This window comes from Pedobacter nyackensis (assembly GCF_900176505.1).
GTDB lineage: Bacteria > Bacteroidota > Bacteroidia > Sphingobacteriales > Sphingobacteriaceae > Pedobacter > Pedobacter nyackensis.
The window spans coordinates 76,091-89,418 of record NZ_FWYB01000006.1 but is presented as its reverse complement, the minus strand read 5'-3'; the positions used below and the strand labels follow the sequence as shown (position 1 = coordinate 89,418).

General features: G+C 38.8%; 9 protein-coding genes. All 9 read left to right on the top strand.

Going from position 1 to position 13,328, the window contains the following annotated elements; genetic code table 11:
- Positions 1-6: 6 nt before the first annotated feature.
- The 9 genes from ribD to B9A18_RS12535 all read left to right on the top strand — a co-directional run bounded on the left by ribD (position 7) and on the right by B9A18_RS12535 (position 13,289).
- Complete coding sequence (gene ribD, locus B9A18_RS12575; RefSeq protein WP_084289672.1) at positions 7-1,059, top strand: bifunctional diaminohydroxyphosphoribosylaminopyrimidine deaminase/5-amino-6-(5-phosphoribosylamino)uracil reductase RibD; 1,053 nt, start codon at positions 7-9, stop codon at positions 1,057-1,059.
- Entirely contained in the window at positions 1,056-1,910 is an 855-nt protein-coding gene (locus tag B9A18_RS12570; protein ID WP_084289671.1) for a DMT family transporter, read from the top strand. The genes ribD and B9A18_RS12570 overlap by 4 nt, the downstream gene beginning before the upstream one ends.
- Positions 1,911-1,915: 5 nt before the next feature.
- Positions 1,916-2,530, top strand: a complete 615-nt coding sequence (locus B9A18_RS12565) for an IMPACT family protein (RefSeq protein WP_200816359.1) — start codon at positions 1,916-1,918, stop codon at positions 2,528-2,530.
- A 50-nt stretch (positions 2,531-2,580) separates the two neighbouring features.
- A complete protein-coding gene (locus B9A18_RS12560) occupies positions 2,581-3,447 on the top strand; it encodes a nucleoside phosphorylase (protein WP_084289670.1) in 867 nt (288 codons plus the stop codon).
- A 111-nt stretch (positions 3,448-3,558) separates the two neighbouring features.
- Positions 3,559-3,882, top strand: a complete 324-nt coding sequence (locus B9A18_RS12555) for a hypothetical protein (RefSeq protein ID WP_084289669.1) — start codon at positions 3,559-3,561, stop codon at positions 3,880-3,882.
- 335 nt (positions 3,883-4,217) lie between these two features.
- A complete protein-coding gene (gene hepC, locus B9A18_RS12550) occupies positions 4,218-6,287 on the top strand; it encodes a heparin-sulfate lyase HepC (protein ID WP_084289668.1) in 2,070 nt (689 codons plus the stop codon).
- Positions 6,288-6,298: 11 nt separating this feature from the next.
- Complete coding sequence (locus B9A18_RS12545) at positions 6,299-8,422, top strand: surface glycan-binding family protein (protein WP_144009489.1); 2,124 nt, start codon at positions 6,299-6,301, stop codon at positions 8,420-8,422.
- Positions 8,423-8,442: 20 nt separating this feature from the next.
- Positions 8,443-11,580 carry a SusC/RagA family TonB-linked outer membrane protein gene (locus tag B9A18_RS12540; RefSeq protein ID WP_084289666.1) on the top strand — a complete coding sequence of 1,046 codons (3,138 nt, stop codon included), beginning with the start codon at positions 8,443-8,445 and terminating at the stop codon, positions 11,578-11,580.
- A gap of 17 nt (positions 11,581-11,597) precedes the next feature.
- Entirely contained in the window at positions 11,598-13,289 is a 1,692-nt protein-coding gene (locus B9A18_RS12535; protein ID WP_084289665.1) for a RagB/SusD family nutrient uptake outer membrane protein, read from the top strand.
- Positions 13,290-13,328: the final 39 nt, after the last annotated feature.

The window sequence follows — 13,328 nt, the reverse complement described above, 5'->3', positions numbered from 1 at the left end:
GTTTCAATGACGGACGAGTTATATATGCAAAGGTGCCTTGAACTGGCCATTATGGGCATGGGTAACGTAAGCCCAAATCCACTTGTAGGTTGCGTAATTGTGAGCAATGGAAAGATTATTGGAGAAGGCTATCACCAGAAATTTGGCGAAGCGCATGCCGAAGTTAACGCTGTAAAATCAGTTATTGAAAAATATGGTGATCAGGCAGCCAATTTGCTGGCAAGCGCTACAGCATATGTTAGTCTGGAGCCCTGTGCACATTTTGGCAAAACACCGCCCTGTGCCGATCTGTTAATCAAGCATCAGCTTAAAAGAGTTGTAATAGGCAATAAAGATCCCTTCGAAAGTGTAGATGGTAAAGGCATCCAAAAGCTAAAAAATGCCGGTATAGCCGTTGTTTCAGGTATTCTGGAGCAAGAATGTACCGAGCTTAACCGTCGTTTCTTTACGCGCATCCTTAAGCAAAGACCATATATCATATTAAAATGGGCAACAACTGCTGACGGATATTTTGCACCAAAAAATACAACGCAAGAGTGGATAAGTGGTGTTATGGCTAAAAAACTGGTGCATAAATGGCGTACCGAAGAAGATGCGATCCTTGTTGGAAAGCAAACCGCAATAGCCGATAACCCACAACTTAACGCGAGAGAATGGGAAGGAAAAAATCCCGTTCGTATTGTGATCGACCGCCACCTGAAGATCCCACAAAGCAATCATATTTATAATGATCATGCCAAGACCGTTATTTTTAACGAGGTAAAGACTGATGTGCAGGATAACATTCATTATATACAAATGGAAGATATGCAGTACTATCTTCCTCAAAAAATAGCCTTTCAGTTATACCTGATGGATATTCAGTCTATCATCATTGAAGGCGGCGCGAATATCCTGAACCAATTTATCCATGCCAATTTATGGGACGAAGCCAGGGTGTTCAGTTCAGACAAAATATGGAAAGAAGGAATTGCATCCCCACAAATTCATGGCCTTATTGCCGATCAGTTTACCATCGAAAACGATAAACTAACGATCTTTCAAAACAACCATTCATGATATTTCTACTTATCAGTATTTGCTGTAGCGTTACAGTCGCCGTATTATTAAAGCTTGCCAAAAGATACAAAATCAACATTACTCAAGCCGTTACCTGGAACTATTTCTTTGCCATCTGTTTAGCCATTGTTTTTTACAGGCCTACTTTACATGATCTGGTATTTGCTCCAATTAATTCAGTCTACATTGCACTAGGAATACTCCTACCAGTCGTATTCTTGTTCCTGGCCGGATCTGTAAGGAACATAGGGATTGTAAAAACAGATATTGCACAGCGCTTATCCTTATTTATCCCTTTGCTGGCAGCGTATTTTCTCTTTAATGAAAATTTTAGTACGCTAAAAATAGTGGGACTAACGGTTGGCTTTGTGGCTATATTTCTGACCTTGTTTAAGAAAACTACTCAGAAAAGTGAAGGGCTTAGCTGGCTCTACCCTATTTTTGTATTCGTTGGTTTTGGTATCATTGATATCCTTTTTAAAAAGGTAGCTCAAATCAAAGCTATACCTTATACCACCTCATTAATCGTCATCTTCATACTTGCTTTTGTCATTTCACTGATTTCAATTTTATACTTATCAGTGGTTAAAAAGCAGAAGATTGAATTTATAAATTTCATATGTGGATGTATTTTGGGTTTCTTCAATTTCTTTAATATCCTGTTTTATCTTAAGGCACATCGTGCAATGGCCGATAATCCATCTGTTGTATTTGCAGCGATGAATATGGGGGTGATCATTTTGGGTAGCCTCGTTGGTATACTCATTTTTAAAGAGAAATTGAACAAACTGAACTATTGGGGGTTATTCCTGGCACTGGTGGCTATTGTACTCATTACCAATGTTATTTAGAAATTATGTTATTCGACGATACTTATAAAACTATAGCTGAAGCTTCCGAAGGTATATTCAGAGACCGCGGAAGTAAATTTATAGGTTATGCCTACCCCATCTCATCTGAAGATGAGGTGAAAAATATTTTAATAAGCCTAAGATCAGAACATGCTAAAGCCAGGCACTTTTGCTGGGCGCTACGTTTGAGTCCTGATAGAAGCATATTCCGAATTCAAGACGATGGGGAGCCTTCAGGTACAGCAGGCAGGCCAATCCTAAATACCATGCTTTCGGCCGACATTACAAACGTAGTTATTGTTGTAGTCAGGTATTTTGGTGGAACATTGCTTGGTGTTCCAGGCTTGATTAACGCTTACAAAACAGCCGCTGCAGAAGCTATTCTGGCGGCAAACATTATTGAAAAGACAGTGAACGACTTTTACGAGGTTCAGTTTGATTATCTGGTTATGAATGATGTGATGAAACTGATCAAGGAAGAAAAACTTAATGTATTGTCGCAGGACTTCGATAACACCTGTAGCATGAAAATCGAGATCAGAAAAGCCAGTCTTAACGCTATCCTTGGGAAGATCGAAAAAATCGAAGGAGTTAAATTAAAATACCTGTATACTGCTTAAGAATTGATAGCTTTATGTAGCTATACACGTTAGCTTTACCAGAATTAATTATGGCACACGAACTATCAGCCGCAGATTTGATCATCAACCCGGATGGCAGCATTTACCACTTAAACCTTTTACCGGAGGATATTGCCGAAACGATTATTACCGTTGGCGACCCTGATCGGGTGACTGAAGTATCCAAACATTTTGACAAGGTAGAGCTTAAAAAAGGCAAGCGGGAATTCATGACCCATACCGGATACCTGGGAAAAAGACGCATAACTGTCCTCTCCACTGGTATTGGGACGGATAATATTGATATCGTTCTTAACGAACTGGATGCCTTGGTAAATATTGATTTCCAAACGCGGGAGATCAAAGAGCAGTTAACTTCTTTAAATATTATTCGTATTGGCACTTCCGGTGCGATACAGCCTGATTTACCGACGGGCACTATATTAGCCTCTACTTTTGGCCTTGGATTGGATTCGTTGATGCATTATTATATCCACGAACTGTCTGGTGATGAACATAGTTTATTGGACAATATAAAAGCGCACTTTTCCCATTTCAAAGGCATACATCCTTACGTTACAGCGGCCGACAATACTTTGCTGAAATCTATAGGTAATGAGATGGCGCAAGGTATTACCGTAACTGCACCGGGTTTTTATGCACCGCAAGGTCGACAAGTGAGGGCTAAAAATGCCATTCCTAACCTGGTTAATCACCTCAATATTTTTCGCCATCTGGATCATAGAATTACTAATCTGGAGATGGAAACGGCGGGAATATATGCTTTGGCAAAAGTACTTGGCCACAAGGCATTGTCGGTAAATGCAATCCTTGCCAGCAGGGTTAATTTCGAGTTCAGTAAAGAACCAGATAAGGTGGTCGACAAGGCCATTAAGATGGTGCTTGATAAGCTATAGTTTTTTCTTTATTACGGTCTGTAAACTCAATGGACATCGATTTTGCGCAATTAAATCAAAACAAAAGCGTCAAATTAGCGTTACTTATGTACCCTATTTAAATAAAGTACTATGTTTCAAAAATTAAAAGATAAACTCAATATATCCGTATTAAATTCTTTATTAGACAAATACGAAACCACTGAACTGGAAACCGGAAAGCGTCTTATCTCCGTTATAGCGGGTGTTTATATTCTTCAGAGAGGAATACGGCATATTATAGAAAAACAACCCCTGCTCGCTGTAGAAGAAGTTGCTTTGGGTGGCATTCTGTTGTATAGCGCTGCCGCAGGTATCCATAAAAGGATCACTATAAAGCCTGTTGATATTTCTGATATGCGTAGAAATCAAATACAGGGAAATGATCCCGATTGCTATGTTCCTGCTTTTGTATAAATCATCCTTCTTAATGAATTTGCTGAAATAAGCAGATAGTAGCTTATATAGCGTTTTCCGCCGTGCCCTTCGTTTGAGGTTACCAATTGTAACTCCCAAACGAAGGGCATTTTTTTGTTCATTTGAAAAATGATTCTTCCTGAAAAATCCAGGTGCCAATATCTCTTTAAAATAAGAAAATCTGCCTGAAACTGGATTTGACCATCATTATTCGCTATTATCTAAATGATTTTAACCAATATCTAAACGATATTAATCAAAATTGAACTCCGAAAAGCTTTATATAGACAATCTTTGATATAGGGATTAAAACTAAGCCAACCAAATTATAAATCATGAAGTATTTCAATTTCATTCTTATGACTATTGTACTATTTTCCTGTACAAAGGAGTCTCTTAGAAAAACACATGTGAATTCGGGGAATACGGAAACCTCGAAGCCAAACAGTGTTATAAATCCCAGGATTTTTGAACTAATTAATCTGAATTATCCCGGGCTGGAGAAGGCTAAAGTCTTATATGAAGCTGGCAAACAATATGAAGCAACTAAAGCTATTCTTGAATATTATAGGCTACGCACAAATGTAGTCAACCCCAGCATTTCGTTAATTAATGTAACAGCTACAGAAGATGATAAACTTAAGGCAGATTTTGCATTAGATAATTACCGGTTTTTTGTGAACAACTATTACGAAGATGCTGTTAAAAAGATGCCTTATTCACTCCATAGTGGCGGTACTATAAATTGGTTATTTCAGCCAGCTGGAGCTGATAATGAATACCAAAAGCAATTACACAGACATCAGTGGTTTGTTCCGCAGGCAAAAGTTTACCGTACAACTCAAAACGAGAAATATATCCAATCATGGATTAACGTGTATAAAGATTGGCTGGCAAAAAATCCTATGCCTGAAACAGGTACCAATACGACTACCTGGTGGCAACTTCAGGTTGCAGAGCGTGTTATGGGACAGACCCAACTATTTGAATACTACAAAAACTCGACAAGCTTTACACCGGAATGGTTTTCTGAATTTATGGTTCATTTTTCCGAACATGCTGATTTTCTGGTAAAATATCCTTACGCGGACGGTAACATTCTGATATCTCAGGGTAGCGCCCTTGCTTTTGCTGGTGTATTATTTCCAGAGTTTAAAAAAGCTTCTGAATGGATGAATACGGGTTTTAGAATATTAGATACGGAAGTTAAAACACAGTTTTTGGAGGACGGCATGCACTATGAGTTAGATTTTAGTTACCATATTAGTGCCATAGGTGATTTCTATGAAGTGATGAAACTGGCAGATGCCAATAAATCCATTGTAGGAAATGTTGCAGCAAATTTTAATGTGTATTTGCACAAGGCAGCACAAGTAGTTATGCATTTTACTTATCCCCATTATTTTACCAGTACGGCTTCAAATAGTCAGTTCGTCCCTGGTTTTAATGATACAAGACAAAGTTCATGGTCAAGATCTGTACTCAATCGTAATTTCTTAAGATATAATGAAATGTTTCCTGATGATAATGAGTTGCTGTACATGGCCTCTTATGGAAAAAAAGGAACAGTACCTGCCAATACTCCTAAAGCATTCACAACATCTGGAACGTATATGTTGCGAAATGGTTGGGACAGATTATCAACAATGTTAATGCTCAGCAATAATTATTCAAAAGATCCTATGCAAATATGGAGTCATAAGCAACCTGATAATTGTACCTTTGAGCTTTATCATAAAGGACGTAATTTCTTCCCGGATGCGGGAGTATATGCGTATACAAGCGATGGAGATAACAGTGCAAGGGAGTGGTACCGCCAAACGAGGGTACACAATACAATGACATTAGACGGTAAAAACATTACAAATGCTAAGGGGAAATCCCTTGCTGTAGTCTCGAACGGCCAGACCGAAATAATAGCCACAGAAAACCAGGGCTATACTAACCTCAAACATCGCCGCTATGTATTTTTTGTCAACAAGACATTTTTTGTATTGGTTGATGAAGGGATAGGTGCTGCAAGTGGAACAGTAAATCTTAATTTCAATTTATGCGAAGGTGAGAATGAAGTTATCGTAAGTACTGATAAAAACGGTGCCCACACGAATTTTACAGATGGCAATAATATCATTGTAAGAACATTTGGAAACGAGAGTCTAACTACCCTCCCATTCTCCGGAAAAGTTTCCTACAGTCCGGGTATTGAATTTAATCGTAAAGCCTATACCGTTAATATGGCAAAAAGCACTGGACAAACAGCTCGCTATATTACGGTATTGTATCCGGCTACTCAGGCTGCTGCAGTGCAAATCAATGCTGCATTTACACAGCCTTTTCAAGAAACTGGTGTTGCTTTAGAAGTTAACATCGATGGTAAAACATATAATCTTAATTATAATCTATAAACTCATATATTATGAATCCAACAAATACAAACCTAAAATTGAAACGATACCTATCGTGGGTATTTGCATTGCTGCTCATTACTGGGGGATGCAAAAAGGAAGAAGTTACCGATAATACATCTTTCGCCATATACTATACCGGTATGACCGATATAGGGCCGTCAATGTCAGGGGTAATTGCCTCTCCAACCTTTATCGGGGCTAAACCAAATTCATTTGAAATCCTGAGCATCAGCTTAGATGGCGCGACCTATTCAGGAAATAGTTTTGAGATCAATAAGGATAATGGAAGTATCAGTATAAAGGAAACAACGGGTATACCTGTTGGTTTATACAAAATTACAGTTAGCTGCTATTCTAATGGTACAAGATATGAGTTTAAAAATGCCATCGAAATCAATATGATGAAACCTGTTCCGGATGGCATTACAGTAGAGCCAAACAAACTTACAGTTAATTATTCAGACATCATTGACCCTCAGAGCACTGCGGAGTTACCTACGGCACAGGTAACCACAAACAAAAATCACGTTTCTATTAGAAAGTATGAAATAGCAAAAAGTGATTTTTCTAAATACTTCGCCATATCTGCTACCGGAGTTATATCTATTGTGAGAGGTGATGCTACTTTATTGCCAGGGAAATATGTGCTGTCGCTTAAGCTAACAACCGGAGCTTCGAAAGAAGATGAAGGGATATTTCAAAATGCAATTGAAATAGATATTATTTCTAAGCCCTTGTCACTAATCTACACACCATCATTAGGTAAGATAGAAGAAGAATCTGCGCTAAGTGGAAAAACCTCATTTAAAAGTAATGTTCCTGCATATAAAGGTTCTATGAATGATTTAGCTTATTCCATCAAAAGCATAAGCCCGGCTACAAATAAAATAACGATTGATCCACAAACAGGCGTTATTTCTGTTCCGGAAAACCATGGATTTGCTGCGGGGCAACAGTATAAAGTTACGGTAAATGCAAAAAATGTTTACGACCAGGCTGGTGTTGATTTTAACGACGTTTTTGTACTTGATGTTGTTAAATTCATAGAGCCTATACAGTTATTTGCTTATCAGAATAAGAATGCAACACAAGCAGTTGCTTTTAATGTGAATCCAGATGCTGGTTTCAAAGGAGATGAAGTTCGCTTTGAATTTATAGAGCTACCTGCTGCATTACAAGGTAAACTTTCTTTAAGTGCCCAAGGAGCTATCAGCGCTGTTAAAGGCAACACGATCCCTCTAGGAGCCTATACCATAAAAGTAAAAGCTACAAACCCAAAAAATGAGTCTATTGCTTCATTTACGTTAACTGTGGGCACAAATCCAAACTATTTCACTTATGTAAGGTACGGAAATAATCTTGGCCTGGCCCCTGCAGAAAACTATGCAAATCAATTCCGTATAGCCGTAGGCGCTGCCCTTTCTACTGTCAAGCCTACGCCAGCAGCAACAGATGCCAAGGTAAGCCTGACCTATGAGATTAGAAATATTCAGGGATCTGGAACAATAAACGCTGGTACAGGACAGATAACATTAACTACTGTTAATGCGGCATCATGTGGTGTTTTTATGGTTACAGCCACTGCAGGAAAAGGAACACCTGAAGAGTACGCTGTTCAAACTCCAGTCTTTATTCATAATTCACAAGCAGTAAACGCGGCGGTGGTTGAATATTCACCTTTCGTTTTCCAGGTAAATCCAAATACTGGTGGTCGATCAACAAGACCAGCGATTACCGGAGTAGCCGATAAAACCAAATTTACAATGGATTATAGAAGAACTTTCAATTACTACAATTTCTTTGGCACTCAATTAAGTGGTCAACCAACTGTAGAAAACTCGTTTATCCGTGGTCTTTTTGATAAATACGCTGAGAGCAAGGGCACTAATCCAAACTATGGTTCAAGAGATCCACTCTCCTATTATGCCAATCAGGCTAACCTTACCCTGCCACTGGCTTATCTAGATGCAAGTACTTTGGAATTAGTAGTTAACCCGAATAAATGGATTTACAATGGTGAAGCCGCGAATGGTGCCATGGTTGGACAAATTACCTTCGGAATTGATGGAAAAGACCCTCAAGGTGGATCTGGGCTATTCCCTATTGTTTTATGGTTTGATACCAAATTTTAAAAAGAACAGAAATACATCATATGATAAAGAAGATAAGTGTAAATAAGGGGACCATTATGTTCATAGTGGCATTGTTATGGTCTCTAAGTCTGTCTGCACAGCAACGTACCTTAAAAGGAAAAGTTTTAGACGAAACAAATGCCCCCTTAATGGGAGCAACAGTAGTCGTACCAGGAAAACCTAATAAGACAATGACAAATGAAGAAGGTACTTTTTCTATACGTGTTCAAAAAGGTGAGACCTTAATGATTAGCTATGTAGGCTACGTACAACAAGCCCTTCGCATAGGTGACCAGAACGATGTAGTTATCAGATTAAAACCAGATGCTGCATTGTTGGACGAATTTGTTGTAGTAGGTTATAGTACTGTAAAACGTGGAGACCTTACCGGATCTGTTGCTACTGTAAAAGGAAAAGATGTAGAAGGTTTTAAGTCAAGTTCAGTATTAGGAGCTTTAGGCGGTCAGGTAGCTGGGGTACAAATCACCCAATATGATGGCGAACCAGGTTCTGGGTTTAATGTCAATATTCGTGGGATAGGAACTTTAACTGGCAACTCTGCTCCTCTTTATATTGTAGATGGGTTTGAAGTAGCCAACCTTGATTTTCTGCCAAATACGGATATAGAATCTATCGAGGTGCTGAAAGATGCTTCTGCTTCGGCTATTTATGGGGCAAGAGCAGCAAATGGAGTAGTTTTGGTTACCACCAAATCTGGAAAGGTAGGAAAACCACAGTTAAATTACAGTAACGCGAGTACTTACCGCCAGATCAATAAAACATTGGATTTACTGAGTCCTTATGAGTTTGTAAAACTACAGGCAGATGTAAATAGCGCCTATGCTGGTACTTATTATAAACCAGGTGCAGATGATAATGGAATTCCTTACAAATACCAGTCGGCTGAGGATTATATCGGTGTGCAAGGTGTTAATTGGCAAGATGAAGCATTTAGACCAACGTGGTCGAATGATCAAAATTTTTCAGTAAGTGGTGGTATAGAAACAACGAAGTACAATTTCTCACTAAACAGATATAATGAAAACGGTATATTCAACAATAGTGATTTTGGCAGAACAGCAGCCAAAATGAGAATAAACCAAAAACTGACCAACACGATAAGTGTAGATGCTACGATAAACTATGGTAAGACCAATAGATCGGGAGTTGGAACTACAGCCGATAACGGACGATTTAATATGCTGGCACAGATTTTTAGCGCCAGACCTACCGGAGGATTGAACATAGATAATGAAACGCTTTTGTCATCAGCTATCGACCCGGAAATGCTGGCAGATGGTACAAGTTTAGCTCAGGTAAATCCTATCGTACAAACAGAGTCTGTCATCAATAACAGAGCAGAAGAGTTGTGGGGTTCCAATTTATCAGTGAATTGGGAAATTTTGAAAGGGTTAACTTTCCGCTCGGCAGGAACCTTTAACACAAATAATACACGTAACGACCTGTTTTATAAAAATGGTTCAAAAGAGGCTTTCCGTAATGGACAAAAACCTTTTGGGCAAACACAAATGGGTAAAAATGTACGCTGGACTAACTATAACAATCTAACCTGGAAAAAGAAAATTGACAATAAAAACCAGTACGATGTTATGGTAGGACAAGAGTTGTCTTTCAACAGTTCTGAGTATTTGTTAGGTCAGGCAATGGATTTCCCTTTCGATAATCTGGGTAATGACAACCTGGGCGTTGGGGCTACACCAAGCCGTGTAGGTACAGGCTATTCCGATAAAAAGCTTCTATCTTTTTTCGCAAGGGCAAATTATAATTATGACAATAAGTATTTGTTAACTGCGACAATAAGAGCCGATGGATCAACTGTTTTCTCTGATAAAAACAAGTGGGGATACTTCCCATCTTTTTCTGGGGCATGGCGTGTTTCACAGGAAGATTTCATGAAAAAAATACCTGCTATATCTGATCTTAAACTTCGTTTAGGATGGGGAGTAGTTGGTAACGACAGGATATCTAATTTTCTTTCCCTGGATCTTTACGATATCAGCAAATACGGTATTGGCAGTACTACCTCTACAGTGTTGATGCCAAAACAGCTTAAAAATGCAAATCTGAAATGGGAAGGATCATCTACGATTAATATGGGTATTGATTGGGGATTCCTAAAAAATCGCGTGACAATGGTGACCGATTTCTTTATCAAGGATACCAAAGATCTTTTGTTAGCACAATCTCTTGCTGAGCTAACAGGTTTTTCTTCTCAATATCAAAATATCGGAAAAATCAGAAACAAAGGTTTTGAATTAGGTATAACAGGTAAACCAATTTTAAACAAAACATTCTCCTGGGAGACTAATTTTAATATTTCCTTCATTAAGAACGAATTGGTTGCGCTTCAATCTGGTGCGAACGCTATGTACACGCGCTCTGGTTTTGATAGTAATTTTACCGAAAATGATTATGCGGCTATCATTGGTCAGTCTCTGGGCCTTATATATGGTTATAAATTTGATGGCATCTATCAGTCGAGCGATTTCAATACGACGCCTGATGGGAAATTGATCTTAAAGGATGGCGTTACCAATAACAAACGTCTTACAAACCTGGCTCCGGGAATGGTAAAATATGAAGATCAGGATGGAGATGGGGTGATCACGACTAAGGATCGTACAGTTATCGGCCATGCTATTCCGAAATTTTTTGGCGGTTTGAACAATACATTCAACTATAAAAATGTTGATTTAGGTGTGATGGTACAATTCAACTATGGCAATGACATCTACAATGCAACTCGTTTATATGCTACACAATCTCGTTCTGGACGTAGAAACATGCTGGCAGAGGTTGCAGATAGATGGACACCTACACATGCTTCTAACAAAGTCCCTTCTACTAATGGATATATTACTAACGATGTTTACTCTCGCTTTGTTGAGGATGGTTCTTTTGTAAGATTGAAAAGTGTTTCATTAGGCTATACCTTACCTACTACATGGGCTAAAAAAGCTTATATGTCGCGAGCTAGAGTGTATGGCTCAGCACAAAATTTACTCACTTTTTCAGGATACAGTGGTTATGATCCGGAAGTTAGTACATCGGGTGGCAATCCAATGACACCAGGATTGGATTGGGGTGGATATCCTAGAAGTAAGGTATTTACATTCGGATTGGAAGTTCAGTTTTAATCAAAAACAAAGAAGAAATGAAAACAAAAATATATTATATACTAGCTGCACTTGTGTTAATGATGAGCACATCGTGTAAGGATTATTTGGTTGAAGAGTCAAGGACCGACATTGATAAAAATAAGTATATGAACAATGCGGCGGAAGCCGAAAACGTATTGTTAGGTGTTTATCGTAATCTGGTAACAGATGATATGTACGGTTTCAACCTATCTATCCTGTTTACGATGGGTACTGATATTTCTCAGGTAGAAGGTAGTACCAACGAAAATTTCCGTATTATCCCTACCAATTCCTTTACACCCAATCAGGCAGAAATACAAGGTACCTATGCTAAATTGTACAATTCTGTTTACAATGCCAATGATTTCATCGAAAGCCTGGAGCAGAAGATGGTAAACTTTTCGAATATGGATAAGCAATTGGCGACAATTTACCTGGCTGAAGCAAGAGGTTTGCGTGGACTATATTACTTTGAGCTATTGCGCCGTTATGGACATATTGCTTTAATTACCAACACTTCGATGTCTAGTCAGGCTCCTTCTACATTTGTGCAGGAAGACCCGACAAAAGTTTATGCTTTTATAGAACAGGATTTGCAATATGCTATTGAAAATCTTCCTTATGCTGTAGACGATACTTTCAGAGGCAATAAAAGCTTCCGACTTTCCAAAGGTTCGGCATTGGGTTTATTAGCTAAAGTGTATGCTACATGGGCAGGTGCTCCTGTTAAAGATGTTTCTAAATGGGAAATGGCAGCAAAAACTGCACAAATATTAGTCGAGTCGAACAAACATGGTTTGCTGGACAACTATGAACAACTATGGAAAAATTCTGGTGCTGGTTTATGGAATCCAACAGAAAGTTTAATTGAAGTTTCTTTCTATTCTCCAACAGCAACTAACGGAGCAGCTGACCCGATTGGTCGTATTGGTAAATGGAATGGTGTTAAAGCTACAATTAGCGCAGAACGAGGAAGCAATGCGGCCAATGTGAAAGTTGTACATACTTTTGTATTGGATTGGCGTAACTACCCTGAGGATTTAAGAAGAGATATTTCTATAGCCAACTATCAATACAATCCGTCTAAAACACTATGGGTAAAGGCTGCTAGTGAGACCGAACAGGTTGCCATAGCCAATGACGCTGACCCGACAAAAAAACAGAAAGAAAAGCAAAACTATACACCAGGAAAATGGGACACCGAAAAATATGTTCCTCAAAGCAACAAGCTGATCAATAATGACAGATCTAATATCAATTGGTATGTTTTGCGTTATGCAGATGTATTATTGATCTATGCAGAAGCATTGAACGAATGGAAACAGGCACCAACAGCTGATGCGTATACTGCTATTAATATGGTAAGGAGACGTGGTTATGGCTTACCAGTAAGTGCAACCAGTACTTTAGCTGATTTACCGGCAGGTCTGGATGTGACTACCTTTCGTGACGCTGTTCGTAAAGAGCGTGCTTTCGAACTGGCATTTGAAGGCGACAGAAAGTTAGATTTGATACGTTGGGGCGTTTACTATGAAACGGTAAAGGATACAGCCAAGAAATTGGGATCATGGTGGATAACGGCCGGCGCTCCTAATTATGTAGTTGCACAGCCCGGTTTTACCACTAAAGGCAAACACGATCTATTCCCAATCCCACAGCGTGAAATGGATTTAGCGACACAGTTTAAACAAAACTTTGGTTGGTAATATATAACTGATTGAAAAAAAAAGCGGTTAGGATTAATT

What these genes read in the sequence shown, in the direction of transcription:
- ribD (WP_084289672.1), top strand. Translation starts at nt 7, where the DNA reads ATGACGGACGAGTTATATATGCAAAGGTGCCTTGAACTGGCCATTATG.
- B9A18_RS12570 (WP_084289671.1), top strand. Translation starts at nt 1,056, where the DNA reads ATGATATTTCTACTTATCAGTATTTGCTGTAGCGTTACAGTCGCCGTA.
- B9A18_RS12565 (WP_200816359.1), top strand. Translation starts at nt 1,916, where the DNA reads ATGTTATTCGACGATACTTATAAAACTATAGCTGAAGCTTCCGAAGGT.
- B9A18_RS12560 (WP_084289670.1), top strand. Translation starts at nt 2,581, where the DNA reads ATGGCACACGAACTATCAGCCGCAGATTTGATCATCAACCCGGATGGC.
- B9A18_RS12555 (WP_084289669.1), top strand. Translation starts at nt 3,559, where the DNA reads ATGTTTCAAAAATTAAAAGATAAACTCAATATATCCGTATTAAATTCT.
- hepC (WP_084289668.1), top strand. Translation starts at nt 4,218, where the DNA reads ATGAAGTATTTCAATTTCATTCTTATGACTATTGTACTATTTTCCTGT.
- B9A18_RS12545 (WP_144009489.1), top strand. Translation starts at nt 6,299, where the DNA reads ATGAATCCAACAAATACAAACCTAAAATTGAAACGATACCTATCGTGG.
- B9A18_RS12540 (WP_084289666.1), top strand. Translation starts at nt 8,443, where the DNA reads ATGATAAAGAAGATAAGTGTAAATAAGGGGACCATTATGTTCATAGTG.
- B9A18_RS12535 (WP_084289665.1), top strand. Translation starts at nt 11,598, where the DNA reads ATGAAAACAAAAATATATTATATACTAGCTGCACTTGTGTTAATGATG.